This window comes from Methylobacterium soli (assembly GCF_008806385.1).
Classification (GTDB): domain Bacteria; phylum Pseudomonadota; class Alphaproteobacteria; order Rhizobiales; family Beijerinckiaceae; genus Methylobacterium; species Methylobacterium soli.
In genome coordinates this window covers 187,352-213,703 of the sequence record NZ_VZZK01000007.1, presented here as the reverse complement: position 1 = coordinate 213,703, position 26,352 = coordinate 187,352, and the positions used below count along the sequence as shown (strand labels likewise).

The 26,352-nt window shown below is 73.0% G+C and carries 28 protein-coding genes; 20 read left to right on the top strand and 8 right to left on the bottom strand.

Going from position 1 to position 26,352, the window contains the following annotated elements; genetic code table 11:
• Positions 1-3 precede the first annotated feature (3 nt).
• Positions 4-819, bottom strand: coding sequence for a hypothetical protein (locus F6X53_RS09235; protein WP_244965547.1), 816 nt, complete (start codon positions 817-819; stop codon positions 4-6).
• Between the two features lie 221 nt (positions 820-1,040).
• Here F6X53_RS09235 and gspG point away from each other — a divergent pair, with 221 nt between their 5' ends.
• The 3 genes from gspG (at position 1,041) to gspD (ending at position 7,559) form a co-directional block, all read left to right on the top strand.
• Positions 1,041-1,526 carry a type II secretion system major pseudopilin GspG gene (gspG, locus tag F6X53_RS09230; RefSeq protein WP_150999715.1) on the top strand — a complete coding sequence of 162 codons (486 nt, stop codon included), beginning with the start codon at positions 1,041-1,043 and terminating at the stop codon, positions 1,524-1,526.
• A gap of 115 nt (positions 1,527-1,641) precedes the next feature.
• Positions 1,642-4,941, top strand: coding sequence for an AbfB domain-containing protein (locus F6X53_RS09225; protein WP_150999714.1), 3,300 nt, complete (start codon positions 1,642-1,644; stop codon positions 4,939-4,941).
• A gap of 212 nt (positions 4,942-5,153) precedes the next feature.
• Positions 5,154-7,559: a type II secretion system secretin GspD gene (gspD, locus tag F6X53_RS09220; RefSeq protein WP_150999713.1), complete on the top strand. Its 2,406-nt coding sequence runs from the start codon at positions 5,154-5,156 to the stop codon at positions 7,557-7,559.
• 122 nt (positions 7,560-7,681) lie between these two features.
• On the opposite strand, the gene F6X53_RS09215 is transcribed toward gspD, so the two are convergent.
• The 5 genes from F6X53_RS09215 to F6X53_RS09195 all read right to left on the bottom strand — a co-directional run bounded on the left by F6X53_RS09215 (position 7,682) and on the right by F6X53_RS09195 (position 12,382).
• The gene (locus tag F6X53_RS09215; protein WP_150999712.1) at positions 7,682-8,740 is read right to left on the bottom strand and encodes an HAD family hydrolase; all 1,059 of its coding nucleotides are present in this window, start codon (positions 8,738-8,740) and stop codon (positions 7,682-7,684) included.
• 537 nt (positions 8,741-9,277) lie between these two features.
• Positions 9,278-9,835 (bottom strand): dihydrofolate reductase family protein, encoded by a 558-nt coding sequence (locus tag F6X53_RS09210; RefSeq protein ID WP_150999711.1) that lies wholly within the window; start codon positions 9,833-9,835, stop codon positions 9,278-9,280.
• A gap of 287 nt (positions 9,836-10,122) precedes the next feature.
• Positions 10,123-10,722, bottom strand: coding sequence for a hypothetical protein (locus tag F6X53_RS09205; protein ID WP_150999710.1), 600 nt, complete (start codon positions 10,720-10,722; stop codon positions 10,123-10,125).
• Complete coding sequence (locus tag F6X53_RS09200; protein ID WP_150999709.1) at positions 10,719-11,273, bottom strand: hypothetical protein; 555 nt, start codon at positions 11,271-11,273, stop codon at positions 10,719-10,721. The genes F6X53_RS09205 and F6X53_RS09200 overlap by 4 nt, the downstream gene beginning before the upstream one ends.
• Positions 11,270-12,382: a hypothetical protein gene (locus F6X53_RS09195; protein WP_150999708.1), complete on the bottom strand. Its 1,113-nt coding sequence runs from the start codon at positions 12,380-12,382 to the stop codon at positions 11,270-11,272. Before F6X53_RS09195 ends, F6X53_RS09200 begins: the two co-directional genes overlap by 4 nt.
• Before the next feature lie 156 nt (positions 12,383-12,538).
• Between F6X53_RS09195 and F6X53_RS09190 the strand changes: the two genes are divergently transcribed.
• The 12 genes from F6X53_RS09190 to F6X53_RS09140 all read left to right on the top strand — a co-directional run bounded on the left by F6X53_RS09190 (position 12,539) and on the right by F6X53_RS09140 (position 22,806).
• Positions 12,539-14,281: a GspE/PulE family protein gene (locus F6X53_RS09190; RefSeq protein WP_150999706.1), complete on the top strand. Its 1,743-nt coding sequence runs from the start codon at positions 12,539-12,541 to the stop codon at positions 14,279-14,281.
• Positions 14,281-15,495, top strand: a complete 1,215-nt coding sequence (locus F6X53_RS09185) for a type II secretion system F family protein (RefSeq protein WP_150999704.1) — start codon at positions 14,281-14,283, stop codon at positions 15,493-15,495. Before F6X53_RS09190 ends, F6X53_RS09185 begins: the two co-directional genes overlap by 1 nt.
• A gap of 73 nt (positions 15,496-15,568) precedes the next feature.
• Positions 15,569-15,841, top strand: coding sequence for a helix-turn-helix domain-containing protein (locus tag F6X53_RS09180; RefSeq protein ID WP_150999702.1), 273 nt, complete (start codon positions 15,569-15,571; stop codon positions 15,839-15,841).
• Between the two features lie 181 nt (positions 15,842-16,022).
• Positions 16,023-16,220, top strand: a complete 198-nt coding sequence (locus tag F6X53_RS09175; RefSeq protein ID WP_150999700.1) for a hypothetical protein — start codon at positions 16,023-16,025, stop codon at positions 16,218-16,220.
• Between the two features lie 29 nt (positions 16,221-16,249).
• Positions 16,250-16,486: a hypothetical protein gene (locus F6X53_RS32275; protein ID WP_191970758.1), complete on the top strand. Its 237-nt coding sequence runs from the start codon at positions 16,250-16,252 to the stop codon at positions 16,484-16,486.
• Between the two features lie 77 nt (positions 16,487-16,563).
• Positions 16,564-17,448 (top strand): collagen-like domain-containing protein, encoded by an 885-nt coding sequence (locus tag F6X53_RS09170; RefSeq protein ID WP_150999698.1) that lies wholly within the window; start codon positions 16,564-16,566, stop codon positions 17,446-17,448.
• 332 nt (positions 17,449-17,780) lie between these two features.
• A complete protein-coding gene (locus F6X53_RS09165) occupies positions 17,781-18,866 on the top strand; it encodes a helix-turn-helix transcriptional regulator (RefSeq protein ID WP_150999696.1) in 1,086 nt (361 codons plus the stop codon).
• A gap of 155 nt (positions 18,867-19,021) precedes the next feature.
• A complete protein-coding gene (locus F6X53_RS09160; protein WP_150999694.1) occupies positions 19,022-19,216 on the top strand; it encodes a hypothetical protein in 195 nt (64 codons plus the stop codon).
• Between the two features lie 107 nt (positions 19,217-19,323).
• Positions 19,324-19,662, top strand: coding sequence for a hypothetical protein (locus F6X53_RS09155; RefSeq protein ID WP_150999692.1), 339 nt, complete (start codon positions 19,324-19,326; stop codon positions 19,660-19,662).
• Between the two features lie 150 nt (positions 19,663-19,812).
• Positions 19,813-20,751, top strand: a complete 939-nt coding sequence (locus F6X53_RS09150) for an aldo/keto reductase (protein ID WP_150999690.1) — start codon at positions 19,813-19,815, stop codon at positions 20,749-20,751.
• Positions 20,741-21,469, top strand: a complete 729-nt coding sequence (locus F6X53_RS09145) for an NADPH-dependent F420 reductase (RefSeq protein WP_150999688.1) — start codon at positions 20,741-20,743, stop codon at positions 21,467-21,469. Before F6X53_RS09150 ends, F6X53_RS09145 begins: the two co-directional genes overlap by 11 nt.
• Before the next feature lie 74 nt (positions 21,470-21,543).
• Positions 21,544-22,806 (top strand): NTP/NDP exchange transporter, encoded by a 1,263-nt coding sequence (locus F6X53_RS09140; protein WP_150999755.1) that lies wholly within the window; start codon positions 21,544-21,546, stop codon positions 22,804-22,806.
• An 8-nt stretch (positions 22,807-22,814) separates the two neighbouring features.
• Here the strand turns inward: F6X53_RS09140 and F6X53_RS32270 are convergent, their stop codons facing one another.
• Positions 22,815-22,985, bottom strand: coding sequence for a hypothetical protein (locus tag F6X53_RS32270; RefSeq protein ID WP_191970757.1), 171 nt, complete (start codon positions 22,983-22,985; stop codon positions 22,815-22,817).
• A 54-nt stretch (positions 22,986-23,039) separates the two neighbouring features.
• Positions 23,040-23,291, bottom strand: coding sequence for a hypothetical protein (locus F6X53_RS09135; RefSeq protein WP_150999686.1), 252 nt, complete (start codon positions 23,289-23,291; stop codon positions 23,040-23,042).
• Positions 23,292-23,842: 551 nt separating this feature from the next.
• Here F6X53_RS09135 and F6X53_RS33115 point away from each other — a divergent pair.
• The 5 genes from F6X53_RS33115 (at position 23,843) to F6X53_RS09110 (ending at position 26,266) form a co-directional block, all read left to right on the top strand.
• Positions 23,843-24,421, top strand: coding sequence for a hypothetical protein (locus F6X53_RS33115; RefSeq protein ID WP_238297716.1), 579 nt, complete (start codon positions 23,843-23,845; stop codon positions 24,419-24,421).
• The gene (locus F6X53_RS09125) at positions 24,418-24,789 is read left to right on the top strand and encodes a hypothetical protein (protein WP_150999684.1); all 372 of its coding nucleotides are present in this window, start codon (positions 24,418-24,420) and stop codon (positions 24,787-24,789) included. Before F6X53_RS33115 ends, F6X53_RS09125 begins: the two co-directional genes overlap by 4 nt.
• 112 nt (positions 24,790-24,901) lie before the next feature.
• Positions 24,902-25,162: a hypothetical protein gene (locus F6X53_RS09120; RefSeq protein WP_150999682.1), complete on the top strand. Its 261-nt coding sequence runs from the start codon at positions 24,902-24,904 to the stop codon at positions 25,160-25,162.
• 113 nt (positions 25,163-25,275) lie between these two features.
• Positions 25,276-25,764: a DUF2934 domain-containing protein gene (locus F6X53_RS09115; protein WP_150999680.1), complete on the top strand. Its 489-nt coding sequence runs from the start codon at positions 25,276-25,278 to the stop codon at positions 25,762-25,764.
• A 217-nt stretch (positions 25,765-25,981) separates the two neighbouring features.
• On the top strand, positions 25,982-26,266 hold the full coding sequence (locus F6X53_RS09110; protein WP_150999678.1) for a hypothetical protein: 285 nt from the start codon (positions 25,982-25,984) through the stop codon (positions 26,264-26,266).
• Positions 26,267-26,352 lie beyond the last annotated feature (86 nt).

Sequence of the window (26,352 nt, the reverse complement as noted above, 5' to 3'; positions counted from 1 at the left end):
GCGTCAGGCTCGGGCGAGGGCCGGCGCGCTCCGGCGCAGGCGCACGCAGCGCTCCTGCGGGACGCTCGGCCGCGCCGCGATGGGGGAAGGCGGCACTGCGAGCGGGGCGGGAGGCGCCGGCGGTCCCGCCTCATCCAGGAAGCGCGGGGGCCGCGCGGCGGCGAGGCGGCGCAGGTGGCCCCACAGGAGAGCGGCCCCCAGGGAGGCCGCCACGGTGGCGCCGAGCCAGAGCAGGACGAGCAGGTGGGCCGGCACCCGGTCGTTCAGCTCGCGCATCAGCCCGAGCGCGAAGGCCGTGTACCAGGACACCCCCGAGACCGCCCCCGAGACCAGGAAGATGCCGGCCTCGATGCCGGAGGCGCCCGCCAGCATCGGCCGGCGCACGTCCCGCAGCACGCTCGGCAGGACGAGGGCGTGGATCAGGAGACCGTTGACGGTCAGGACCACCACCACCAGGATCTTGGCCCAGAGCTTCGGGTTGGCGAGCTTCTCCGGGGCCTCGACGGCGTAGAGCGCCAGGAAGCCGAGGCCGGAGAGCCAGAGCAGGCCGATCCCCACCGACACCACCTTGCTGATGAACAGGAAGGTCCGCTCGATCTCCGGCGGCATCCCGCCCCAGCGCATCCAGCGCAGGATCCAGAAATCCAGCATGGTCGCCCCGCCGAGCCCGAGGCAGAGGCCGACGAGGTGCATCCCCACCAGCAGGGTCAGGAGCCGCACCGGCGGCAGGGGGGCGGGCAGCGGCACGGCCAGCGGGCCCGCGAGCGCCGGCAGGCAGGCCAGCCCCGCCGCGAACGCAAGCAGCGCCGGGAGCGGCACGACCCATCCGGCGAACCCGCCCCGCCTGCCCGCCATGTTTCGCCCGGCCCCCGCCGCTTCGCTCGAGGGCGCAGTGTCGCGCGAGATCTCGTAAGAAAACACGAACCTGATTATTGCATTCCGGCGCGGTCAAGAACAAAAAACGCTCTTGCCACATGAGCAAATCCTTTACTCGCATCCGGTATTATTGGTTGTGTTTAAATAGGGATACAACCAAGACAATGCGCAAGGGTTCGGGCGAGGCCGCAGTCGGGGGCGGGCGGGCGCGGAGCGGCACGCCGGAGCCTGCGCGGGAGCCTGCGCAGGCGGGCTTCTCCCTGGTCGAGCTTCTGGTGGTGCTCGCCATCATCGGGATGATCGCCACGATGGTGGCGCCGCAGGTGCTCGGCTATCTCGGCCGCGCCAAGGGCGAGACGGCCCGGATCCAGGTCAAGAACATCGCCCAGGCGATCGAGCTCTACTATCTCGACCTCGGCACCTATCCGGGGGCGCAGCAGGGCCTGGGGGCGCTGACGGCGGCGCCCCCCGGCGCCGTGGGCTGGCGCGGCCCCTACGTGCGGGACGCCCGCGGGCTGATCGACCCCTGGGGCCGCCCCTACCTCTACCGCGTCCCCGGCGCCGCCGGGAGCGCCTACGAGATCGCATCCCTGGGCCGCGACGGCAGCGTCGGTGGCTCCGGCGAGGACGCCGACATCGCCGGCCATTGAGTTGATCCGGGGCAATCCGGACTACATCCGGGTTTCTTCGCGCCGATCAACCAATCCAAAACTTCTCTTCGGCAGGATCTGGCGAAGCTCAACGGTATTGGATTGTATTTCTGTCATGAGTACAACTCAGAGATTTAGTATCGGGTGCGCCGGGCGGCGGATCCGCGCGGGGCTCGGCCTCGCGCTCCTGGGGCTTCCCCTGAGCGCGCCGATCCTGCTCGCGTCCCCGGCCGAGGCCGGCACCGGCCGCTGGTCCGGCGTGGTGAGCTGGCCGCGCATCGCCATCCACGCCATGGTGATGCCGGACGGGCGCCTGATGACCTACGGCACCACCCCGGACGATGGGCAGGGCGCCTTCGACTACGATCTCTGGGACCCGAAGCGCGGCACCGGCGACGGCGCCCACCTCACCCTGCCGAGCCTGATCGCCATGAACAGCTTCTGCGCCGCGCAGGTGCTGCAGCCGTGGAACGGCGTCGTGCTCACGGCGGGCGGCAACAGCGCCACCGGGGCGGGCAATTACGACGCCCGGACCCTCAAGACGAACCTCGTCAACGCGACGCGCTACCCGCGCTGGTACGGCACCCTGACGACGATGCCGGATGGCCGCCTGACGATGCAGGGCGGCATGGTCCCGTATGACTGGTACACCCACTCGATCACCCCGGAGGTGTTCACCCCGGGCCAGGGCTGGTCGGAATTGCCGGGCGCCCGCAGCGCGGACGCCTACGGGAGCGTGTTCGAGGACGGGCGCGCCAATTACGTGCAATCCTGGCCGGTCTCGAACACCAGGCTGTTCACGATCGCGGGCCAGGCCACCTTCTACCTCGACATCGCCGGGCAGGGCAGCATCTCCGGATTGCAGCCCTTCGCCCGCCCGAACTGGGGCGCGACCTCCACGGCGGTGATGTACCAGCCCGGCAAGATCCTGAAGGTCGGGGGCGGCGGCTCGTCGGATCTCGACCGGCGCTTCGCCGCGAGCCGCGCCGCGACGCTCCTCGACATCACCGGCCCGGCGCCGGTGATCACCGAGACCGCCCCGATGACCTTCCCGCGCCACTGGGGCACCGCCACCTTGATGGCCAACGGCGAGGTGCTGGTCATCGGCGGCTCGGCGGTCAGCAATGCCGACCTGGGCACGGTCTACGCGGCCGAGATCTGGAATCCGGCGACGCAGGCCTGGCGCATCGACGCCTCGGCGGCGGTGATGCGGCTCTACCACTCGACCGCGATCCTGCTGCCCGACGGGCGGGTCTTCACGGGCGGGGGCGGCGCGCCGGGCCCGATCAGCGCGCGCAACGCCGAGATCTACACCCCGGCCTACCTGCTCGACGCGGCCGGCAACCCCGCCCCGCGGCCCGCGATCACGGCGGCGCCGGGGCTTCTCACCCTCGGCCAGAGCTTCCCCGTCACGGCGACGAGCGCCAGCGGCATCGCGCGCGTGACCCTCCTCAAGACGGGGGCCGTCACGCATGGCTGGAACAACGACCAGCGCTTCATCGAGCTCGGCTTCCGGGCGAGCGGGAACACCCTCTCGGTCGATGCCCCGGCCAACACGGTGATCGCCACCCCGGGCTATTACATGCTGTTCGTGATCGACCGGAACGGCGTTCCCTCCGAGGCCAGGATGGTCAAGGTGCCGGTCCCGTCGAGCCTCGACGAACGGGTGGCGCCGGGGGATGCGCCCTCGGCCAACTGGACGGCGACGGTCGGCACCAGCCGCGGCGGCCTGTGGAACATCGCCTGCGCGGACGGGGAGGTGGTGGCCGGCCTCTACGGCACGGCGGATGCCGCGATCGGCGGCGTCGGACCGCGCTGCGTCACCGCCGTCACGGGCCGGTGGACCGCGAATCCGCGCAGCGTCGGGGCCGGCCTCGACGCCCGCCCGCCCTTCCTGCGCGACTGCCCCCGCGATCAGGCGATCACGGCGATCGGCGGGCAGGCGAGCGTCCAGGCGACGCAGCTCGTCGTGACCTGCAGCCCGATGAATGCGGCCAACGGCTCGGCCGGCGGCGGCGGCAAGCTCGCCGCCGTGGGCAATGGCGGCGGGACAGCGGTGCCCGACGCGGCCTGCGGCGAGAGCGGCTCGGCCTACGGCCTCTACGGCGAGGGCAACGCCCAGGGCAGCCGCGTCGGCCTGCTCTGCCGCAACGGAACGCGCGCGGGCGGCGCGACCGCATCGCCGGCGCCCACGACCTCTGCTCCCACGGCCTCAGCCCCCACGCTCCCGGCCCCCACCACCCCGGCCCCCACCACCCCGGCCCCTTCGGCCACGACCGTCCTGGCGGCGCTGCCGACGAGCCCGATCAGCCTCGAATCGGCGAGCAACCCGGGATATTATGTCCGCCCGCTCGGCACGGACGCGCTCGCCGCGGCCCAGGCCGCGAGCGTCGCGGACAAGAGTGCCGCCTCCTTCACGGTGAGGCCGGGGCTCGCGGGCAGCGGCGTCAGCCTGCAATCGGTCGCGGCACCCAGGAAATACCTGCGGCACCAGAACTTCGTGGCCTACACGCATGACGTGACCGACAGCCCGGGCGCCTATCCGGATGCCACGTTCCGGCGCGGCACGGCCCTCGCGGCCGCCTGCGGCTGCACCAGCGGCGCCTGCCTCTCCTACGAGGCGGTGAACTATCCGGGCTTCTTCCTGCGCGCGCGGGCCGGCCAGATGGTCCTGGAGGCGCGCCAGGAAGCGGATGCCTGGAAGCTCGACGCCTCCTTCTGCGAGCGGCCGGCGCTGGGATCGGATGTTGGGACCGGGTCCGGCGCGGTGAGCCTGCAGAGCAGCAACCTGCCGGGGAGCTACGTGACGAATATCGGCGGCGCGGTCGCGCTCGTGGCCCCCGGCAACGACGGCGACCGGCAGCGCGCGACCTTCCGGCAGGTGGCGGGGCTTGCCGGCCAGGGCATCTCGTTCGAGGCCCTGGCGAGCCCCGGCCAGTACCTGCGCCACGCCTATTTCCAGATGTGGCAGACCCCCCCGGATGGCGGCCAGACCTTCACCCAGGATGCGAGCCTGTTGCCGGTCTCGCCGCTCGGCGGCAGCTGCGGCTGCAGCGGCCAATGCGTCTCCTACGAATCCGTGAACTACCGGGGCTACTACCTGCGCCACGCGGGCAACGCGCTCGGCATCCAGAAGCCCGACGGGAGCGCGAGCTTCCGGCAGGACGCCTCCTTCTGCGCCGCCGCCCCGCTGGCGACCGCGGCGACCGGCGCCCAGGCGGGATCCTGGCGCGACTGCGCGCCCGAGGGCGGCACCTGCACGGTGTCGGGCCAGCAGAGCGTGCGCTACGGGGCGAACGGCCAATACGTCACGCGGAGCGTGACGGGCCCGGTCGGCTGCAACAACGCGATCTTCGGCGACCCGGTCCCCGGCACGGTGAAGACCTGCCAGGTCATGGCCGCCGCCACGCAATAGCGGCCGTGGCTTGAGCATTAAAACATCAAAACTCTGACTGATTGAGCGGCGAATGTTCAATCAGTCGGAATTGGATATCCGGCGCAAATACAACTCAAACGCGAAAATTGCGGCAGATCAGGGATAGACGGGCCGATTAATCGCCGATTAACCATGAAACCTTAGCACTGACCCTGGAACGATCCGCATCGGGGCAGAACGCGAGGGAGGGCATGGCCAGGTCTGCGATCGCCCGTCGCCTCGCGGCTTGCCTGCTTCCGGGCCTCGCCCTCCTGGCATTCCCGCTCCTGGCCTCCCCGCCGGCCGTCCACGCGGCCGAGCCCGACGCGGTCTATGGCCGGGGCGGACCGGCCGCGCGGCCCCTGCTGCGCCGGGGCAGCGACCAGCTCATCGGCGGCGCGGCGGCGCCCGCGGCGCCGATCCCGGGCGGTCCCGTCAGCCTCAACCTCGTCGAGGTGCCGGTGGCGGTGGCCGCCAAGGCCGTGCTCGTCGAGGCGCTCGGCTGGAGCTACAGCCTCGACGAGCGGGTCACCGGCACCATCACCCTGCAGACCGCCGGGCCGGTGCGGCGCGAGACCCTCCTGGCCCTGTTCGAGACGGCGCTGGCGAGCCGCGGCGCCGCCCTGCGCCGCCGCGGCGCCGGCGTCCAGATCCTGCCCGCCGGCAGCGCGCCCGGCCTCGCCCCGGTGCGCCGGCTCGCCGAGGCGGGGGGAGCCGGGTCGGAGCCGGGCATCCAGGCGGTGCCGCTGCGCTGGATCGCCGCCCAGGAGATGCAGGCGATCCTCGCGGCGGTCGCCCCGCGCGAGGTGGTGCTGCGGGCCGACCGCGCCCGCAACCTGCTGCTGCTCTCCGGCGACCCCGCCCAGATCCAGGCCCTGCGCGACACCATCGCGGTCTTCGACGTCGACTGGATGCGCGGCATGTCGACCGCCGTGATCCCGGTGCGCAGCGCCAATCCGGGGGTGATCGCCCGCGACCTCACCCAGATCTTCGGGACGCAGATGGGGGCGACCGGCGACATCATCCGGTTCCTGCCGAACGAGCCCCTCAACGCCATCCTGGTGGTGAGCGCCCGCGCCGCCTATCTCGACCGGGCCCGGGACTGGATCGCCCGCCTCGAGGACCTCGCCGCCGAGCGGGAGCGCCAGCTCTTCGTCTACCGCATCCAGAACCGCTCGGCGAAGGAGCTCGCGGCGGTGCTCCAGGGCGTGGTCGCGGCCGAGACCGGCGCCAATGTCAACCTCGCGGCGGGCCTCAACGCCCTCCAGGGCGGCTCGGGCGGCGGCTATGGCGGCAGCCCGCGCGGGGCCGATGCCGCGGGCGGCTTCGGGGGCGGTTTTGGCGGCGCGGAGGCGGGCGGCTTCGGCCAGGGCGCCGGGCCAGGAAACGGTCAAGGAAGCGGTCAAGGATTCGGGCAATCCCCCGGCCAGGGTTACGGCCAGGGGAACGGGCCGGGCGGATTCGGCCAAGGTGGCGGCCAAGGTGGTAGCCAAGCCGGATTCGGCCAAGGCGGTCTCGGCCAAGGTGGTCTCGGACAAGGCCTGGCGCCGGCCGGCGGCGGATTGGAGTTCAACCTGCCCGACCCGGCGGCCTATGCGGGGGGCGGGGGCTCCGGCCGGCGGGAGAACGCGGTCGGCATCGTGGCGGACGAGGCCAACAACAGCCTGGTGATCTCGGCCACCCGCAACCAGTACGACAAGATCCTGCGGATCCTCGGGCGCCTCGACGCGATGCCGACGCAGGTGCTGCTCGAGACCGTGATCGCCGAGGTGACGCTCAACGACAGCCTCGAATTCGGGGTGCAGTGGTTCCTGAAGGAGGGCGGCTCGCGGGTGAACCTCGCGCAGGCCGCCACCGTCGGGGCGGTCTCGGCCGCGACCGGCGGCACCGCGGCCCTCGCCTCGGCGGCGGCCCGCGGCGTCACGGGCTTCAACTATCTCCTGGCCAATACCGACTTCAACGTGGTGCTCAACGCCCTGCGGGGCGTGACCCGGGTCAACGTGATCTCCTCGCCCAACATCACGGTCCTGGACAACCGCACGGCGCGGCTCCAGATCGGCGATCAGGTGCCGATCGTGAAGCAATCGGGCCAGAGCGCGCTCGCCGGCAACGCCCCGATCCTGAACCAGATCGAGCTCAAGGACACGGGCGTGATCCTGTCGGTGACGCCGCGGGTGAACAAGAACGGCCTCGTGGTGCTCGACATCAACCAGGAGGTCAGCGACGTGGTGCCGACCACGACGTCGAGCATCAACTCGCCGACGATCCGCCAGCGCCGGGTGGCGACGAGCGTCGCGGTCCATGACGGCCACAGCCTCGCCATCGGGGGTCTCGTCCAGGAGAAGGCCCAGATCACCAACGAGAGCGTGCCGCTGCTCGGCGACCTGCCGCTTGTCGGCGCGGCCTTCCGCAACCGCGTCGACAGCCGGGTCCGCACCGAGCTGATCGTCTTCATCCGCCCCAAGGTGATCCGCGGCACGGCCGATGCCGACCGGATCAGCCAGGATTTCCGCGAGCAGCTGCGGGCGATGATGCCGATCCGGCCGGCCACTGCCCCCGCGCCGCTCCCCGAGGTGCCGCCGGGCCCCCAGGGCTTCCTGCGCCGCATGATCGATTGAGGAATGCCGCGCGGGGCCAGGGCGCGACGGGCGGACGCTCGGCCCAGGGGCCGCCCTGCGGTCGCGGCCCGCTGCGGTCCCGGCGAAGCGGCTGGCCGCAATCGGTTAGTCTGCTTTCCGCCTCATGCCTCGAAGGCGAAGATGCGCTTCCAGTCGTTCTTCATGCTGATCACCGTCCAGTCCCGTTTTCGCGCCTCGTCGTAGAGCGCCGGGGTGAAGGTGCCGATCTTGCTGTCGGGAAGGCCGGCCGCTGGACCGTAGGCATATTCGCGCGCGGCATCGTCGTGGAGCACCAGCATCGCCAGGGGGGCGCCCTGGCCGGCGCGCGTGTATTCCAGCATCTCACGATCACCGACGGAGTTGCCGAAGGCGGCGACGGGACGCCGGCCAATCATGAGGTGAATGCCTTCGACCTTGCCGCCCTTGTCGTCGTTGAGCAGCAGCTTCGGCTCCTTGGTCAGGAGCGGCTGGCCGTTCCGGCCGTAGCCGAACTTCGTCGTGCCCGCGGTGCCGACCACCTGTTCGGGCGGGATGCCATAGGTCTTTGCAGCGTAGACGCGCACGAAGTCCTGACCGCCGCCGGTGACGATGTAGGTCTTGAAGGCATTGCTCTGCAGGTATTGCAGGACCTCCTGCATCGGCTGAAAGGTCAGCTCGGTATAGGGCCGGTTCCAGCGTGGATGCCGGGCGGTCTCGAGCCATCTCGACACCTCGGACTGGAATTCCTCCACCGTCATACCTGTGAGCGTGGCGGCGAGGATCTTCTCGATATCCCGCAGGGGAAGTTTCGCCATCGCCTCGCGGTTGCCCGACAGCACGGTCTTGAACGGCTCGACGTTCCGCAGCTCCGGCTTTCTCGCGACCAGGGCCGGGACGCGCTCCAGGCAATAGGCGACCTGCGCGTACATTGGCTGCTCGACCCAGAGGGTGCCGTCCTGATCAAACACGGCGATCCGGTCGCCCGGAGCCACGTAGGTCGGGCTCGACGGCTCGGTCGTGGCGCGCACGAAATCGACGATCGCCTGCTTTGCCGGCCCGTCGCTCCAAGACGGCAGCAAGTCGCCCGGTGCTCTTGTTTGTGCGGCAGCGGCGACGAGGGTTCCCGGCAGGACCGGCAGCAGGGCTAGACTCGACAGCACCCTGCGTCGGTCGATGCCGTTCAGGCTTCGCGTTCGCCTCATGTCTGCCTCCTGGACATGCTCGCTCGGGCAGGTCGCTTCAGGAGCCTCCCGATCCGCGACTTCGATGACCAACCGGCCCGTCATGGCCCGGTCGCGCCGCGCGACGTCGGGAGTCTCGAGCAGGAGACGTCCCGGCTCGTTGGCGTGCCGAAGTCGGCTCGTGTGAAGGAAGCGCACGGGCATGCTGCGCTTCCGGGTAGAGGGGGGCAAGTGTTCGCAGCGAACGGACAGGAGGGCGGCGCGAGGCGTGCAGCGGCTTGGGCCAAGCCCGCACCGAGCGATGCAGCGTTCCAATCGGGCGCGCCCATTCGGAAGTTTCCGGGCAGCCGCCCAGCCCATTCCAGATGACGGGCCCAAGCGTTCTGAAACGGCCCGTCCCTCGCGGTCTCGGAGCCCATCGGAACAGCCAAGCCCACCTGCCATCGGTGGCAGGATCCCCCTGTAGCTCCGCTAGGCCTCCTCCCTCGGCCGCCCGAACCTGACGTCATATCGAAGGGCTCCTCAGGGCCTAGGCTGTGCGCGAGAGGCTGCTCTGAGTCAGCCTTCGCGCCGGTAGTGCAGGGCGACCGCGCCATTGCGGAGCGGCTTCGCCGAGACCAGATCGAGCCGTCGCGTACTGGGCAGCCCGCCCTGGTACAGGGTCGGGCCGTGGCCAGCGATCCTGGGATGGACGAGGAGCCTGTACGCGTCGATCAGACCCAACCGGTCCAACTCGGTCGCGAGTTTGCCGCTCCCGAGGAGCACGCCCGCCGGAGTCGCGTCCTTGAGCCTCTGCACGCCTGTTCGCAGGTCGTCGGCGATGTGATGACTGTTGGTCCACGGGAAGTCCCTTCGCGTCGACGACACCACGTATTTCGGCTTGGCCTCAAGCTTGACCGCCCACTCGCGTATCGCCGGCGGCGCCTTCACGTCGCCGCGAGCGACCGCCGGCCAGTAGCTCTCCATCATCTCGTAGGTGCTGCGGCCCCACAGCATCGCCCCGCCCTCGTCCATGAGGCGGGTGAAGAACGCGTGCGTCTCGTCGTCAGCGATTCCTTCCTGGTGGTCGACGCAGCCGTCCAGGGTGACGTTGATGCTGAAGGTCAGAAGTCCCATGCGGCGAGCCTATGCCATCCCCTCGAATAGACGTAGGGCCATTGCTCGCGGTTGATGCTCAACTTCCGCTATCGGTGCCCGCTGTGTGAAAACGGAAGTGCACCCCAATTTGCAGAACAATCCTCTACGTAGCAGACAGGCAGCCCTGCTGGAGGACTGCCCCAACGCTGCGCGGATGCCGAGAACAGCGCCGCTCAGGCTGTTTCGGAGAAGATCTTTCTACCGCCTCCGCGTTCTCGCACACTCGGCCGCAAGCGGACCTCGCGAACAGGTCCTCAGCGCCAGAACTACGGCGCGATGGCGATGCGGCGCACGGGGGCATCGGCCGCGGCGAGGCTCGGCCGCAACCCGAGGGGGGCGGAGGCGCCGGCCGGGGGCCCGGCCGCGGCCCCGGCGGCCGCCGGCCGGCGCGGCGGGGGGCGCAGGGGCACGGGCTCGCCCAGGAAATCGAGCGTGTAGAGGCGGCCGCCGTCGCTGATCCGGACCTGGCCGGGCTCGATCCCGACGACGCGCCAGGCGCCGCGGCCCGCCCCCTCGCCGAGCCAGGCGGGCTCCGGGCCTCCGTCATCGATCAGGGCCAGCCGGGCCCGGGCCTCCACCAGGATGCCGCGCACCCGCAGCGCCGTCGGCGCCTCGACCGCGAGGTCGGCGCGGCTGCCGCGCGCCGTCCAGGCGCGCCGCAGCGGGTCGAACAGGGGCCGGGCGAGGGCGGCGCCCGGTCCCTCGGCAACGGGACGCGCCACCGGCGCCGCAGCGGGCGGGGCCGTGCCGTCGACGGGCCAGGCGAGGGCCGCGACGGCCAGGAGGCCCATCAGGGCCGCGCCCGCCCGGGGCAGGGGGCTGGTGCCCGCGAGGCCCGCGCGCAAGGTGGGAATCGGGGGGTTCATCGGGGCGCCTCCGCGCCGTCGGCGGCCGGGATCACGAGGCCCCGGACCGCCAGGGCGAGGCGCATCAGCGTCGGGCGCTCCGCCTCGGCCTCGGCCGGGCGGAGGACCGCGAGTTCCGCGCGCGCGATCGCGACCTGCGGGCTCCCGCCCTCGAGATCCTGCAGCAGCCCGTGCAGGCCCTCGGCGCTGCCCCGCAGCTCGGCGGCGAGGCGCGGGGCGCCCGGCCGCGCCGGGTCGATCTCCAGGCGGGCCGCGTCGATCAGCACCGCGCGCCCGGCCGCGAGCCCGTCGAGCCGCGCCCGGAACGCCGCCAGGAGGGCCGGCCCGTCGGCGGCCCAGAGGGGGGCGGCCGGAGCGGGCCGGGCGGCGGCCTCCCGCATCCGCGCGAGGCGCGAACGCGCGTCGGCGATCTGCTCCCGCGCCGCGAGGAGATCGGCCACGGGGCCGCCCAGGACGGCGATCCCCCCGGCGAGGACGAGGCCGAGGAGCGCCAGGGCCAGCGCCCGCCCGCCCGGGACGGGCCGACCCGAGAGGGCAGGCGGGACCATCATCGCGGGGCGCCCTGGCGGGGCAGAACCAGGGTGAGGCGCGTCCGGCCGGGGCCGCCTTGCGCCCCCGGGCTCGCGGGGCCGGCCTCCTCCCGCAGGATCGGCGCGCCGAGACCCGGCAGGGCCGCGCCCGCGAGCGCCCGCAGGGCCGCGCCCGCCTCCGGGGCGGTCAGCGTCAGGGTCAGGCCGGCCCCGTCGAGGCGCAGGGCCTCGGCGCTCATCGTGTCCGGCAGGGCCGCCGCCACCGCGTCCCAGATCGCCGCGACGGGCGGATTCGATGCCCGCTCGGCCGCGAGGGCCTGCGCGCCCGCCTGGAGGGCCGGGGGCAGGGGGGGCCCGGCGGCCCGGCGCGCCGCCAGGATGTTGGCGTCGAGCGCCTCGAGGGTCGCGGCCTGATGCGCCTGCCAGCCCGCGAGCGCCCCGGCGCCGAGGAGAAGCGCGAGGGCGAGAAGCCCGAGATCCCCCGGCTTGAGGCCCCGCAGCGCCCGCGGCATCGGCCGGTGGCCGCCGCTGAGGAGATCGACCGGCATGGCCTGGTCCTCCGCCCGCCCCACCGTCACCGGCCCGGGCACGAGGCCGGCGGCCCGCACGGCCTCGAGCAGCGGATCGAGCCGGGCGCGCTTGAGGATGACGTGGCGCACCTTGAGGGTGCGGGCCTGCGCATCCTCGCCCTCGACGTACCAATCGGCATGGACGCCGTCCTGGCGGAACGGGGTCGCGGCCTCGAGTTCCTGGGCGAGGAGGTCGCGCATCCGCGGCAGGGACGCGGCCGGCAGGGTGAGGTCGCGCACGAAGCAGGCGGCGGGATCGACCAGCACCTTGGCGGCGACCGCCCCGCGCCCGGCGCCCCGGATCGCCCGGAGGCGCTCGGGCAGGTCTTCGGGCAGGTCCTCGGCCCCGGGGGCGAGGTGATAGGTGCGGGCGGCCGCCCCGCGCCGGTCCGTGACGCTCAGGCCGCAGGCCGCGCCGGGGGCCCCGAGCCGGATCGTCAGCGCCGCCGGCGCCCGGTCCGGCCGCGCCTCGGCCCGGCCGACGAGGCCGCCGATCTCCGCGAGCCACCAGGCCAGCGCGCCCCGCGCCGTGGCGAGGGCGGGCGGAGATGCTCCGGCCAACGAAGAGTGAATTCCGCTCATTCTCTACTTTTGGTTGCAGTATTGCGAGGTCGAGTCCCGAGACGCAATCTTAACGCGGCGGGTGTTTCATTTGATTTAAGCGGACGCTCCGATCGTCGGGGCGCCCGAGCCCCCGCGATCCAGGACGTTTCGGGCATGCTCACCATCTGGGCCGGCAAGCGCCGGCCGCGCCGGATCCAGGCCGACCGGCGCGGCCCGGCCCGCGACCGCCTCGACGCGGCCCGCGGCATCCTGGCCGATCTCGCGCGCCGCCAGGTGCTCGACGAGGCCGGCCATGCCCGCGCCCGCGCGGCCCTCGACCTGCCGGGGCGGCGCCCGCTGCCCATCCTGCTGACCGAGCTCGGCCTCGTCCACGAGGCGACCCTCGTCACCGCGCTGGCCGACCTGAGCGGCCTGGCCTTCCTGCGCGAGGAGGACGTGCCGGCGGAACCCGTCCTGCCGGGGGAGATCGGCGCCGAGTACTGCGCCCGCGCCCGGGTGCTGCCCCTCGCGGCCTCCGGGGCGGCGCTGACGGTGGCGGCGGTCGACGTGTTCGACCCCGAGATCGTCCCGGCCCTGGAGCACCTCACCGACCGGCGCGTCAGCTTGTGCATCGTCGGACCCGGCGCCTTCGAGCGGGCGCACCGGGCCGTCTACGGCGAGGCGGGCTCCGCGGCGGAGGACGGGGAGGCCACGGGCCTCGACGACGACCTCGCCCGGCTGCAGGACGTGGCGAGCCAGGCCCCGATCGTGCGCCTCGCCGCCCGGCTCGTGCGCAAGGCCTTCGAGCTGCAGGCCCCCGACATCCACGTGGAGGCCGAGGCGAGCGACGTGCGGGTGCGCTACCGGGTCGACGGGGTGCTGATCGAGGCGGAGCGGCTGGCGAAATCCGCCCAGCTCGCGCTCACCACCCGCATCAAGATCCTGGCGGGCCTCAACATCGCCGAGCGGCGCCTGCCGCAGGACGGGCGCATGAAGGTCTCGGACCGGGGCCAGGACGTCGACATCCGCGTCTCCACCCTGCCGACCGCCCATGGCGAGAGCGTGGTGCTGCGCGTCCTCGACGGCTCCCGCGGCATCGCGGATTTCGCCGGGCTCGGCTTCGACGCGGCGGCGATCGCCGAGATCGCCGCGATGACGGGCAAGCCGAACGGCCTCGTCCTCGTCACCGGCCCCACCGGCAGCGGCAAGACCACGACCCTCTACGCCGCCCTCAAGCGCCTCAACGGCCCGCACCTCAAGGTGGTCACGGTCGAGGACCCGGTGGAGTACCGGATGGCGGGGGTCAATCAGGTCCAGGCCCATCCGGGCATCGGGCTCGATTTCGCCGCCGCCCTGCGGTCGATCCTGCGCCAGGACCCGGACGTCGTGATGGTGGGCGAGATCCGCGACGGCGAGACCGCCCGCATCGCCGTCCAGGCCTCGCTCACGGGCCATCTCGTGGTCTCGACGCTGCACACCAACTCGGCGCCCGCCACGGTGACGCGCCTCGTCGACATGGGCGTCGCGCCCTTCCTCATCGCCGCGACCCTGAACGGCGTCGTGGCCCAGCGCCTCGTGCGCCGGGTCTGCCCGGATTGCGCCGTCTGGGTCCCGGCGACCGCCGAGGCGCGGCTGCGCCTCGGGCGCGCGGCCGGCGAGCCGCTCCGGCTGCGCCGGGCCTGCGGCTGCCCGGCCTGCAACGGCTCGGGATACCGGGGCCGGATGGTGGTCTCGGAGATCATGGTCCTCGACGCGGGCCTGCGCGCCCTGCTCGCGGAGGGGGCGGACGAGGGACGGCTGACGCGGGCCGCCCGGGAGGGCGGCATGGCGAGCCTCGCCGAGACCGCGCGCGCCCGGGTGATCGCGGGCGACACCACCCTCGACGAGATCGGCCGCGTCTTCGAGGGGCTGGTCTGATGCCGGCCTTCGCCTACCGGGCCTACGGGCCGGACGGCTGGATCCGCGCCGGCCGCATCGAGGCGGCGGGGCGCGAGCGCGCCGTCTCGGCCCTGCGCGGGGAGGGGCTGCAGGTCTTCGAGATCACCCCGGCGCCGCGGGGGGGCGCGCCGTTCTGGTCCCGCGACCTCCTCGGCCGCGACCGGGTCAACGATGCCGCCCGGATCGGCTTCCTCAAGGAATTCGGCACGTTGCTCGGTGCCGGGCTCACCGTCGACCGGGCCCTGCGCCTCGTGGAGCGCCAAGCCTCGGCCGCGCTGCGGCCGATCCTGGCCGACCTCCTCGAGCGCGTCGTCTCCGGGGCCAGCCTGTCGCGGGCGATGGCGGCCCATCCCGAGGCCTTCCCGCGCGACATGGTCGATGCGGTGCGGGCAGGCGAGGCCACGGGCCGCCTCGTCGACGTGGTCGGGACCCTCAGCGTTTCGCTCGAGCGGCGGGACGCGGTGCGGCGCCACCTCGCCTCCGCGATGGTCTATCCCGCCCTCCTCGTCGCCATGGCGATCGGCACCCTCGCGATGGTGGTGGGCGTCCTGGTGCCGGCCCTGTCGCCGCTCTTCGAGGGCAGCGGCCAGGCGCCGCCCTTCGCGATCCGGGCCGCCGCAGGGCTCGGGGCCCTCACGGCCGCCTTCTGGCCGCACGCGCTCGCGGGCCTGGGGCTCGCGGGCCTCGTCCTGGCCCGGTCCTGGGGGCGCCCGGGCTTCGGCGCCTGGCGGGCGCGGCTGGCCCTGCGCCTGCCGCTCCTGCGCGAGATCGTGGCGGGAGCGGAGTTCGGCCGGCTCTGCCGGGTGCTCGGCACGCTGCTCCAGGCCGAGGTGCCGATCCCCGACGCGGTGGCGGCCACCCGGCCGCTGCCGCGCAACGCCGTGTTCCGGGACGCCCTCGGGGCGGCGGGGCGACGGCTCGCCGAGGGCGGCAGCCTCGCCTCGGGCCTCGCCGCCCTCCAGCCCTACGCCCCCTCGACCCTCAACCTCATCGCCAGCGGCGAGCAGGTGAACCGGCTGCCCAGCGTGCTGCTCCACGCCGCCGAGATGCACGAGCGCCAGACCCGCGAGCGCATCGACCGCCTCCTCGGCCTGCTGACGCCCCTCGTCACCATCGCGATCGGCGGCCTGATCGGCGGCCTGATCCTCTCGGTCATGGGGGCGATCCTCAGCGTCGGCCAGCTGACGCAGTGAGGCCGCGGCGCCCTGGAATTGCATTCATTACGCAACCTGAAACCCTGGCGCGTATTAATTCGTACAGACGCCGATGAACGACGCTCCGAACGACCCGACGCCCCTCGCGGTGAGCCTGGCCGTGAGCCTGGCCCAGCGCTTCCAGGCCCGCCGGCGCGACTGCGCCTTCAGCGTGGCCACCCTGGCGCGCCTCGCCGCGGTCGAGCCCGACCTGATCCGCGCCATCGAGGAGGCCCGTCCCGTCCTCGACCCGCGCTCGATCGAGGCCGTCGGCGCGGTCCTGGGCCTGTCGCCGCGCGAGCTCAGCACCCACGAGGCGCGCGGCCCCGACGAACCGGAGGCCTGAGCAATGTATTCGCGATGACAAAACCTGGTCTTCGGCACCGATCCGGACGGAAACCAAGCTTTCCCTTGCCGGATTCGAATTCAAGGCGCGCGGATCGAGCGAATTCCGCGAAATTGCTCGCCGGGCACCGAGCCGGCATGCTATGAATCCTTGTCTCGCTCCCGTTGACAGAGGGACGCTGATGATGTGGAAGCTGCACCATCGCCACCCCGCAGGCCACCTGCACCACCCCGCAGGGCATCTGCACGGCGATACGCTCGGCTGGTGGAAATTCCTCGCCCGCACGCAGGGCCCCCTGGCCGGCGCCCTGTTCCTCAACTTCGCCTCGGTGACGGTCCTGCTCTGGGTCGGCTGGGTGATCACGCGGGGCCTGCAATAGGCGGCGCCCGCGGGCAGGATTCGGCCCTCATGGATCCTGTTCGCCGGGCAACCGTGCGCGCCTCGGCCCTGGCTGTCCTCGCGCGCACCGCGCCCGCACAGGCCTGTACCTTCCTCGGCATCGTGATTCTGGACGATCTCGGCCGCGCGCCGGCGGACCACGCGGCGCGAAGCGACCGGCCGGCACGGCCCCGCGGCCCCGGCCGAATCCCGAGGGCGCCGAGCCCGCGGATCGCCTCGCGTGAGCGCGCCATCGGCTGGGTATGAATCCGCACTATTCATGGACGGTGCGGGCGGTTCGCTATAGTTTCGCTGTACAGATTTCGTCAGCGAGAGCCTGGCAGATGATTCTTCGCGTCTCGCTCGTGAGCTTGATGATGCTGGCCTGCGCGCCGGCCCGGGCCGAGCTCCTGGTCGATCAGGCGATGATCACCGGAGGCGAGTTGCGGGTGAGCGGGCGCGTCAGCCCGGCCCAGGCCGCCACGATCCTCCTCGACGAGAAGAACACCACCGTCGCCGACAAGGACGGACGCTTCCTGTTCCGCGTGGTCTACCACCCGGCGAGCTGCATCGTGACCCTGAAATCCGGGAGCGAGACCCGGCAGGCCGTCATCGGCTTCTGCGGCCAGCGCGGCCCCGAGGGTGCGGCGCAGGCCGCTCCGGTCCAGCGGGGCGCCCTGCAGGCGCATGCCGCCCCGCCGCCTGCCCAGATCGGCCCGCGCGGGCCGCAGGGCAGCGCCGGCCCGCAGGGCCCGGAGGGGCCGCAGGGCGCCAAGGGGGAGGTCGGCCCGGCCGGGCCCGCGGGTCCGCAGGGCGCCAAGGGCGAAGCCGGCCCGGCCGGCGCCGGCGGCCCCCCCGGGCCGGCGGGCGAGCGCGGCGAGGCCGGACCGGCGGGGCCCGCCGGCCCCGAGGGGAAATCCGGGTCCGCGAGCGGATTGCGGGTCCAGACCGCGCATTGCGCGGAGGGCGGGCGCTGCGTCGCCAGCTGCGGCGCCGACGAGTTCGCCGTCAGCGGCACCTGCAGCGGCGGCGACCGGCCCGGCATGGACGAGACCAGCATCTACTGCCTGGGGGTCGGCGCGGCCCCGCAGCCCCTCACGGCGCGGGCGATCTGCGCCGGCAAGCCGCAGGTTCAGGAGGCGGGCATCGACGAGGCCAAGCCCCCCCGCACGATGCCCTTCGCGGTGACGCGCCCCGAGGCGCCCAAGGACCGCTCCAAAGGGCGGTGAGCCGGGTCCCCACCCGTGCCGCCCCCTGCGGGCCGTCTTGCAGACCCACTTGCAGACCCACTTGCCGACCCACTCGCCAGCCCTTTTGCCGGTCCGTTTGCCGACCCTTTGCCGGTTTTCCCCGCGGAAGAGTGCTGAGCCGACCCGATCATCCCGCTGTCGCTTGGTCTTTATACAACTCATGGTAGTCTTTGTCCGCGTTCGTACCATGACGGAGACAGGTGCGTGAGGGATGAAGCGTCGAGTCCTCTGGTGCCTGCCATCCTGGAAGACGCACAGCGACATCCCGCAGGGCCCGCGTCATTCCCGCTCCCGCCCGCCGGGGCCGCGCGATGATGCGCGCCTTCGACCCCGTGAGCCTCATCGACAAGATCTACGAGGCGTCGGTCCTGCCCGACCACTGGATCGACGTCCTCGACCTGATGACGGAGATCGCCGGGGGGGCCGGCACGGTCCTGCTCGCCTCCGAGATGGAGAACCTGCGCTGGCTCAACACCGCGGGCCTCGACGGCTTCGTCGAGGCGTTCCTGGCCGGCGGCTGGGCCCAGCGCAACACCCGCACCCCGCGGGTGCTGGAAGCGCAGCATGCGGGCTTCCTCCTCGAGGAGGACGTCTATAGCCGGGAGGAGATCGCGCAGGATCCGATCATCCAGGACTTCCTGCGGCCGCGCGGCCTCGGCTGGGCCACCGCCACGGCCTTCCCGATGCCGACCGGCGACACCCTGGTCTTCAGCATCGAGCGGCGCCACGCGGACGGGCCGGTGCCCCGCGAGGCGGTCGCGGTGCTCGACGGGCTGCGCCCGCATCTCGGGCGGGCGGCCCTGCTCTCGGCCCGGCTCCAGCTGGAGCGGGCGCGGGCCGCGGTCGAGGCGCTGGCCCTGCTCGGCCTGCCGGCCGGGATCGTGACGCACAACGCCAAGCTGCAATCCGCCAACGACCTGCTGCAGGCCCTGATGCCCCGCATCGTGCGCGACGGGCGCAGCCGCGTCGCCTTCTCGGATCCGCGCGCCGACGCGCTCCTGGCCCGGGCGCTCGCGGGCGGGGCCGGCCGGTCGGCGCGCTCGATCCCGATCCCGGCCTCGGGCGAGGACCCCGCCACGGTCGCCCATCTGGTGCCCGTGCGCGGCGCGGCGCGCGACATCTTCGCGGGCAGCGCCGCCCTCCTGGCGCTCACGCCCGTGGTGCCGGGGCAGGTGCCCGGTGCCGAGCTTCTGCAGGGCCTGTTCGACCTCACGGCCGCGGAGGCGCGGGTTGCCCGCGGGATCGCCGAGGGGGCGACGATCGCCGGCCTCGCGCGGGGTCAGGGGGTGCTGGAGGCGACGGTGCGAAGCCAGGTCAAGGCGGCCTTCGCCAAGACCGGGGTGTCGCGCCAGGTCGATCTCGCCCGCCTGCTCTCCGGCCTGGTCGTCACGCGTTGACGTTGTCTCACGCAGGTCCGCCCGCGTCACCCATTTGGGGGATGCGCACGGATGTGCGGCGCGGCTCACTCGCAGGGACCGATCGGCCGCCATTACGCGACGCTCCGGGGACGTCTCAGGGGTCCGGTCGCCATCTCGAGGGGGGTTTTCCATCCATGCAGAAGAAGTTCGCGAAGCCGCCGCCCTGGACCGCGCGCCGGCTGGAGCGCCACATCGCGCGCCGCGGCAGCACCCTGGCGGTGCGCTGGATCGATTTCGGGTCGGGCCGCAGCGCGGGACGGGACGGTTCAGAGCCTCTGGGCCCCGACAACATCGTCCAGCTCTGGCCGCGCCGGGCCGGGGGCGCCTGAGCCCCGGCGGGCGCGGGCGGGGTTCCGCTTCGGAAGCACCCGGATAGTCTCGCGGTGCCGCCTGGGCCGACCTTGCGCGACCCGCCCGGATCGCGCACGAGACCGGCATGAAGCAGCTCGAGGCCATCATCGCCTGGACGCCGGCCCGCTGGGCGGATCTGCGCCCGGAGACCGCCGGTCAGGTCGCAATCCTGCCCCATCCCGATCCCGACGGGGCGGCCAAACGCTTCATGATGACGGCCGGCGCCAGTTCCTCGGCGCTCCACGCGATGCCGGAGGCGCAGCGCATCGCCGCCCTGTTCATCGCCTTCAACACCCTGGTGGTCCGCGACGGCATCGACGCGCAGGCCGCCCACCGGGCCTTCCTGGCCATCGACGAGTACCGCTACCGGATCGCGCCCGACACCGAGGGCGCCGAATTCGAGGACCCGCCCGAGGAGGATTGAGGCGGGTCGCTCCGGCCGCGGCACGCGCGCCAGCGCGGCCGGAAACAATCCGCGACAAAAATCCCGGGCCTTCGGCGCCCCGGACCGTCTTCAAACCGCTGGTTGCGCCCTAGCTGAGAGCGGGCCCGACACCGCGCGAGGAGGCCCGCCATGCTCCCATCCCGACGCACGATCCTGGCCGGGGCCGCCCTGCTGCCGGCCGCGCTCCAGGCAAGTGCCCAGTCTGCCGCCCAGTCTGCCGCCCCGGCCGCGGCTCCCGCCGACGCCCTGATCCGGCGGCCGATCCCGTCCTCGGGCGAGGCCTTGCCGGTCATCGGCATCGGCACCTCGCGCCGCTACGAGGTCGAGCCGGTGCCCGACAAGGTCGCCCCCTTGCGCGAGGCGGTGGAGCGCTTCGTCGCGCTCGGCGGCACGGTGATCGACACGGCGCCGAGCTACGGCACCGCCGAGGACGTGCTGGGCCTGATCCTGCCGGGACCGTTGCGCGAGAAGGTGTTCCTGGCCAGCAAGGTCAGCGAGCCCGGCCGCGCCGCCGGGGCGGCCCAGATCGAGCGCTCCTTCGAGCGGCTGCGCACCCCGGTGATCGACCTCGTCGCGGTGCATAACCTCGTCGACCCCGAGAACAACCTCGCGACCCTGCGCGACCTCAAGGCGCGCAAGCGCATCCGCTATCTCGGCGTCACGGTCTGGCGGGACAGCCAGTTCCCGGAGCTCGAGGCGCTGATGCGGCGGGAAGCCCTCGACGCGATCCAGGTCAATTACGCCATCGACAACCGGGCCGCGGCCGAGCGCATCCTGCCGCTCGCGCAGGAGCGCGGCATGGCCGTGATGGTCAACGTGCCGTTCGGGCGCGACCGCCTGTTCAAGGCGGTGCAGGGCCGCGCGCTGCCGCCCTGGGCGGCCGAGTTCGACTGCGCGAGCTGGCCGCAATTCTTCCTGAAATACGTCATCGCCCACCCGGCCGTGACCTGCCCGATCCCCGGGATGGCCAAGGCCTCGTATGTCGAGGACAACCTCGGCGCCGCCCGCGGCCGGCTGCCCGATGCGACCACCCGCGCCAAGATGGAGGCCCTGATCGATGCGCTCTGACACCCCCCACCGCCGCCACCTCCTCGGCCTCGCGCTCGGCCTCGGCGCCCTCGGCCTCGGGGGCAGGGCCGAGGCCGAGGGCGCGGCGCCCGCCCGCATCGGCATCATCGGAGCCGGCCATATCGGGGGCACCATCGGCGGCCTCTGGGTCAAGGCCGGGCACCCGGTGATGTTCTCCTCGCGCCACCCGGAGGAGCTGAAGGGCCTCGTCGAGGGGCTCGGCGCGGGGGCGAAGGCCGGGATGCCGGCCGAGGCCATCGCGTTCGGGGAGGCGGTGCTGATCGCCGTGCCCTACAAGGCCTATCCGGAGCTCTCGAAGGCCTATGGGGAGGCCCTGAAGGGCCGGGTCGTGATCGATGCCGGCAACGCCACGCAGGCCCGCGACGGCGACCTCTACACCGAGGTTCGGGCGAACGGCATCGGCGCGACGAGCGCCAAATACTTCCCCGGCGCCCGGATCGTGCGGGCCTTCAACGCGGCGAACTACAAGGTCTTCGCCCAGAATGCGGGCCGGCCCGCCCCCCGCATGGCGATCCCGATCGCGGGCGACGACGAAGCGGCGCTCGACCTGGTCAAGCGCCTGATCTCGGATGCGGGCTTCGATCCCGTCGTGGTCGGCAGCCTCAAGGACGCCGACACATTCGCCATGGGCTCGGCGGGCTTCGGCCACGAGCTCTCGGCGCCGGACCTGCGCGCCAAGCTCGGTCTCGCCCCGTGAGGGACGAGAAAGCGGCGGGCCCGGCGGCGGATGAGCCCGCGGGCCCCGGGGGCGGGCGGGGCGCCCTCGCCCGCCTGATCGGCATCCGCCCGGGCGAGGGGCCGGCGCTCGCCTGGTCCTGGGCCTACATCTTCTCGATCCTGGCCGCCTATTACGTGCTGCGCCCGATCCGCGACCAGATGGGCGTGGCGAGCGGCCTCGAGAACCTGCCCTGGCTGTTCACCGCCACCCTGGTGGGGATGCTGGCCCTCAACGTCCCGTTCGGCTTTCTGGTGAAGACCCTGCCTCGGGCGCGCTTCGTGCCGCTGACCTACCGGTTCTTCGCCCTCAACATCCTGCTCTTTGCCCTCGCACTCGCGCTGGCGCCCCCCGAGGCCGAGATCTGGATCGGGCGGGTGTTCTTCGTCTGGCTCTCGATCTTCAACCTGTTCGTGGTGTCGATCTTCTGGGCCACGATCGTGGACGTGTTCAACACCGAGCAGGGCAAGCGCCTGTTCGGCTTCATCGCGGCCGGGGCGACGCTCGGGGCGATCGCGGGCTCGGCCACCACCGCGGGGCTCGCCCGCAGCGTGCCGACCTGGGCGCTCCTGCTCTGCGCGGTCGTGCTCCTCGAGGCGGCGGTGTTCAGCATGCGGGGCCTCGCCCGCCTGTCGGAGCGCCTGCACGCGGTGCCGGCGGCGGAGACCCGGGCGGCCATCGGCGGCAGCATCTGGGCCGGCCTGACCCGGACGCTCGCATCCCCCTACCTCCTGAATATCGGCCTGTTCCTGCTGCTGTTCTCGGTGACCTCGACCTTCCTGTATTTCGAGCAGGCCGGCATCGCCAAGCGCAGCTTCCCCGACAAGGCGGCGCAGACGGCCTTCTTCGCCCAGGTCGACCTCCTGGTGAACGTGCTGACGCTCGGGGTGCAGCTCTTCCTCACCGGCCGCATCGTGCGCCGCCTCGGCGTCGGCTGGACGCTGGCGCTGCTGCCCGCCATCAGCGCGATCGGCTTCGCGGCGCTGGCGCTCGCGCCCACCATCGCGGCGATCGTGGCGTTCCAGGTGCTGCGCCGGGCCGGCAACTTCGCCATCGCGCGCCCAATCCGCGAGGTGCTGTTCACGGTGGTGCCCCGGGAGGACCGCTACAAGGCGAAGAGCTTCATCGATACCGTGGTCTACCGCCTCGGCGACCAGGTCGGCGCCTGGTCGTTCACCGGCATCGGGGCGCTCGGCTTCGGCGCGACGGCGGTGGCGGCGACCGCCGTGCCGCTCTCGCTGGCCTGGCTCGTGAACAGCCTCTGGCTCGGCCGGGCGCAGGAGCGGCGCGCCCTCGCGGCGCGGGAGCGCGAGGCCTGAGGCGCGCCTCAGGAACGACCGGCGCGGATCCGCACCGGCTGCAGCATCGGCTGCAGCACCCCGGCGCGGCGGGGCCCGAGCGCCCAACCCGCGAGGAGAACCGAGACGAGGACCGAGCCGCCGACCAGGCCGTCGGTGACGGATTCGGCGATCTCGACCAGCAGCGGGACGATCATCATGGGGAAGCCCTCCGATCTCATGGAAAGGGTTGCGCCTGCATGGTTAACGAGCCGTTAACGGGTCTCCTCCGGTTCCAGATCGCCGAGCCGGGCCCGGCCCTGCGCGGTGATCGCCCAGGTCGCGAAGGTGCCGCCGATATGCGGGCCGGCCTGGGTGCCGACCCATTGCAGGCTGCCCGCCCGTTCGAGGAGGCGCAGGCGCGCATGGTCCCGCGGCCAGGCGCGGTCCGGGGTCTGCTTGATCGAGATGCGGCCCTCGACCGAGATGGCGGCCTTGCCGAGGAGACGACGCTCGTGGCGCTGCATGGGCGGTTCCTTTCTCGCACGAACGCTGGCGACAGGCAGGGATCGGGGCACCCGGAGCCGGGGCCGCGTGGCGGGGTCGCGACGCGCCGTGCCCCGCCCTCGGGCGGAGCGCGCGACGCAGGAGGGATCGAGGCCGCGGGCTCCCGGGGAGCCGTCGCGGCCGGCGGCGAATTCGACGCGGCGGGTGGGTTCGACGCCGTGAGTCGAGACCCGGGGGCACCCGGGTGGTGCCGGCGCCACCGGCCGCCTTCGCGGGACGGAATTGTGGACCACCCGACCGACGAATCGGATGCGGGGTGCCGGAGCGCGCCGCGGAGCTTAGCCACGATTTCGTGAGGTGCAAGGATTTGTGGGCGCGCGAAGGCGTGCGGCGCGATTCCGGTTCCGCTCATCCGCGCCCGGTCCGCCCGGCGCCCGGCGCGGGCCCGGCGGCTTCCGATCCGGCCGCGACTCGCCTAGACCGGGGCCGTCCCTTAAGTCGCGATTAACCATGAGGCGCCGATCCTGCCCGACCGCACCGAGACGCAACCGAGGATTGAGGGACGTGAGGGATGACGCGTCGCCTGCGCGGCTGCCTGCCGGGAGTTTCGTGCCGTCTCGCCGCCGCGAGCCTGACAGCCATGGGCCTTGCCGCGAGCCTTGCCGCCTCGGCCCTCGCAGTCGCGCACCCGGCTCGGGCGCAGGACATCCGGCAGGACACCCAGCAAGAGGTCCGGGGCATGGCGGCCGAGCGGCCCCTGTTCCTGCGCATCCGGCCGCAGATGCCGGCCTCCCTCGGCGGCGGCGGGTCGGCGGCCCTGTCGGGCGACCTCGCCGACGCCGAGATCGCCCGGCAGGCACGCGCGGCCCGGGAGGCGGTGTGGGAGCGCGCCGCCGCGCGGGCGCGCATCGCCATCGCGTCGGTCTGCACCGGCTGCCTGAGGCCGGAGCCGCAGGGCGCCGCGCCGGCACGCAACGCCGCCGAGGAACCCCGGCGGAATGCCGTCGGCGCGCGGAGCGGGGCGCAGGCCGAGAACCGGCCCGCCCCGGCAAGCCTCGCCGCCCTCGCCGACCGGACCGTCCCCACCCCTCCGGAACCCGCTCTTCCCGAATCCGTCCTTCCCGAACCTGCCACGCGAGGTGATCCATGACCCAGAGCCATCCGACCAGCGGCGCCCTGCCGGATCCGAACTGCCCCGTCTCCCTCGACCTGCTCGGCGCGGTCTACCGGGCCGACGAGTACGACCTGCCCGAGATCCTGGCCCAGATCCCGCCCCTGACCCGGGCGAAGCTCGCCGCCTATCTCTACGGCAAGAGCCACATGCACCAGCTCGGCCTCACGGTGGCGCGGGCCTGCGAGCGCGAGGAGCTGATCCAGGCCGCCGACGAGATCGGGGCGGTGATCTACGGCCAGTCCCGCCTCAAGCCCGCCAAGGCCGCCCCGACCCCGGCGGCGCCCGGCGTCCCGAAGAAGATCAGCCTCGGCGGGTCCTCCGCCAAGGGCCGCCGCTTCGATTGAGACGCGGCCAATCCGGGCGATCGCGGTCCGCCGGATCGAAACCCGCGCCGCGGCCCCGGAACCCCGGGGCCACGGCGCGGCTTGTCCAGGGCCGTCGGTGGAGAATGCCTGAATGTTCGGTGCTTGGTGGAAGCTCGGGATGGACGCCACGATGCTGGCGCTCGAATCCCAGCAGGTGATCGGCATGCGCCTGATGATGCTCTCCGCGGGCGGCTCGGCCGCGCAGGTCGAGGCGCAGCGCATGGTGAGCGAGAAGTTCATGGCGGCGGGCGAGGCCGCCCTCTTGGTCGCCACCGGCGGCTCGACCGCCCGGGTCGTGGCCGGCTACCGCCGCAAGGTGCGGGCGAATGCGCGCCGCCTGTCGCGGGCATAGGGGCGCTCCGCCGCCCCCCGGATCGGTGCGCGATACAACTCCAGATTGGTGTTAACGCCTCCTTAACCACGCCCTTCCATCGTCCGGGCAGGTTCAATCAGGAGGAGTGTTCGATGGATCATCGGGAGCAGCGGGTGCGCGAGCGCGCCTATTACATCTGGGAGGACGAGGGCCGCGTGTCCGGTCGCGCCGAGGCGCATTGGTTCCAGGCCGAGGCGGAGTTCCGCGCGGCGGGTCCGGTCATCGTGCAGGCCACCACCGAGGCGAGCCTCGCCCCGAGCCCCGCCAAGGTGCTGAAGCCCAAGGCGGCCAAGGCCCCGAAGGCGGAGCCCGCGCAGGCCGCCCCCACCAAGGTCGCGGCATCCAAGGTCGCGGCCCCTAAGGCCGAAGCATCCAAGGCTGCGGCTCCCAAGAACACCGCGAAGGCTTCGGCCCACAAGGCCGCGACCGCCAAGGCTGCGACCGCCAAGGCTGCACCCGCCAAGACTGCACCCGCCAAGATTGTGGCGGCGAAGGCCGGCAAGGCCGAGGCCGCCGCGATCGCCAAGCTCACCGCTGCCAAGACGAAGAGCCCGGCCGGCGCCCGCCCGGCGGTGCACTGAACCCATCCGCCGCGCGGACCAGCCGGTCCGCCGCAAGAGAGCCCGCCCCGGCCGACCGGGGCGGGCTCTCGCGTTTCAGGAGGCGTGACGCCAGGCTGCGGGCGCCCGCAACGGAACAGCCGGACGCCGCCTTCGTTGTATGGCAAAGCTTCATCCACCGGCCCGTCGCGGCACCGGCCTCTGGCCGGCCCATCCCCATCAGCGAGGCACCAGCACCATGCGGCCCGGATCGATCGCCCTTCTCGCCGCCCTGGCGGCCCTGGTCCCCGTCGCGGCGCAGGCCGGCTCCTATGGCCGCCCGGCCGCGGGCATCCTCGGGCCCGAGATCCCGATCACGCTCGGGGGCCGCGCCCCCTGGGACCAGCCCTGGGAATACGATTCGGGCGGCGACAACGACCGCCGCCCCGAGCTCGAATATTACCAGCAGGGGCGCGGCCAGCAGACCGGCGGCCCCGCCCGCAACCTGCTGCCGGATGACGGGCTGCACCTGTTCCCGCGCTGAGACGCCCCCGGCGGATCGCGCTCCGGAACCGCCGGCCCTCCCGCCCCGTTCGCCCCCCACGCCGGGGATCGGCGCCAGGAGGGAGC

Bases quoted from the DNA above. Each gene is read 5' to 3' on its own strand.
- F6X53_RS09120 (WP_150999682.1), top strand. From the start codon at position 24,902: ATGTTCGGTGCTTGGTGGAAGCTCGGGATGGACGCCACGATGCTGGCG.
- F6X53_RS33115 (WP_238297716.1), top strand. From the start codon at position 23,843: ATGACGCGTCGCCTGCGCGGCTGCCTGCCGGGAGTTTCGTGCCGTCTC.
- F6X53_RS09170 (WP_150999698.1), top strand. From the start codon at position 16,564: ATGATTCTTCGCGTCTCGCTCGTGAGCTTGATGATGCTGGCCTGCGCG.
- F6X53_RS09115 (WP_150999680.1), top strand. From the start codon at position 25,276: ATGGATCATCGGGAGCAGCGGGTGCGCGAGCGCGCCTATTACATCTGG.
- F6X53_RS09225 (WP_150999714.1), top strand. From the start codon at position 1,642: ATGAGTACAACTCAGAGATTTAGTATCGGGTGCGCCGGGCGGCGGATC.
- F6X53_RS09190 (WP_150999706.1), top strand. From the start codon at position 12,539: ATGCTCACCATCTGGGCCGGCAAGCGCCGGCCGCGCCGGATCCAGGCC.
- F6X53_RS09205 (WP_150999710.1), bottom strand. From the start codon at position 10,722: ATGAACCCCCCGATTCCCACCTTGCGCGCGGGCCTCGCGGGCACCAGC.
- F6X53_RS09160 (WP_150999694.1), top strand. From the start codon at position 19,022: ATGCAGAAGAAGTTCGCGAAGCCGCCGCCCTGGACCGCGCGCCGGCTG.
- F6X53_RS09135 (WP_150999686.1), bottom strand. From the start codon at position 23,291: ATGCAGCGCCACGAGCGTCGTCTCCTCGGCAAGGCCGCCATCTCGGTC.
- F6X53_RS09215 (WP_150999712.1), bottom strand. From the start codon at position 8,740: ATGAGGCGAACGCGAAGCCTGAACGGCATCGACCGACGCAGGGTGCTG.
- F6X53_RS09200 (WP_150999709.1), bottom strand. From the start codon at position 11,273: ATGATGGTCCCGCCTGCCCTCTCGGGTCGGCCCGTCCCGGGCGGGCGG.
- F6X53_RS09175 (WP_150999700.1), top strand. From the start codon at position 16,023: ATGATGTGGAAGCTGCACCATCGCCACCCCGCAGGCCACCTGCACCAC.
- F6X53_RS32270 (WP_191970757.1), bottom strand. From the start codon at position 22,985: ATGATGATCGTCCCGCTGCTGGTCGAGATCGCCGAATCCGTCACCGAC.
- F6X53_RS09165 (WP_150999696.1), top strand. From the start codon at position 17,781: ATGATGCGCGCCTTCGACCCCGTGAGCCTCATCGACAAGATCTACGAG.
- F6X53_RS09180 (WP_150999702.1), top strand. From the start codon at position 15,569: ATGAACGACGCTCCGAACGACCCGACGCCCCTCGCGGTGAGCCTGGCC.
- F6X53_RS09155 (WP_150999692.1), top strand. From the start codon at position 19,324: ATGAAGCAGCTCGAGGCCATCATCGCCTGGACGCCGGCCCGCTGGGCG.
- F6X53_RS09110 (WP_150999678.1), top strand. From the start codon at position 25,982: ATGCGGCCCGGATCGATCGCCCTTCTCGCCGCCCTGGCGGCCCTGGTC.
- gspG (WP_150999715.1), top strand. From the start codon at position 1,041: ATGCGCAAGGGTTCGGGCGAGGCCGCAGTCGGGGGCGGGCGGGCGCGG.
- F6X53_RS32275 (WP_191970758.1), top strand. From the start codon at position 16,250: ATGGATCCTGTTCGCCGGGCAACCGTGCGCGCCTCGGCCCTGGCTGTC.
- F6X53_RS09145 (WP_150999688.1), top strand. From the start codon at position 20,741: ATGCGCTCTGACACCCCCCACCGCCGCCACCTCCTCGGCCTCGCGCTC.
- F6X53_RS09210 (WP_150999711.1), bottom strand. From the start codon at position 9,835: ATGGGACTTCTGACCTTCAGCATCAACGTCACCCTGGACGGCTGCGTC.
- F6X53_RS09125 (WP_150999684.1), top strand. From the start codon at position 24,418: ATGACCCAGAGCCATCCGACCAGCGGCGCCCTGCCGGATCCGAACTGC.
- F6X53_RS09185 (WP_150999704.1), top strand. From the start codon at position 14,281: ATGCCGGCCTTCGCCTACCGGGCCTACGGGCCGGACGGCTGGATCCGC.
- F6X53_RS09150 (WP_150999690.1), top strand. From the start codon at position 19,813: ATGCTCCCATCCCGACGCACGATCCTGGCCGGGGCCGCCCTGCTGCCG.
- gspD (WP_150999713.1), top strand. From the start codon at position 5,154: ATGGCCAGGTCTGCGATCGCCCGTCGCCTCGCGGCTTGCCTGCTTCCG.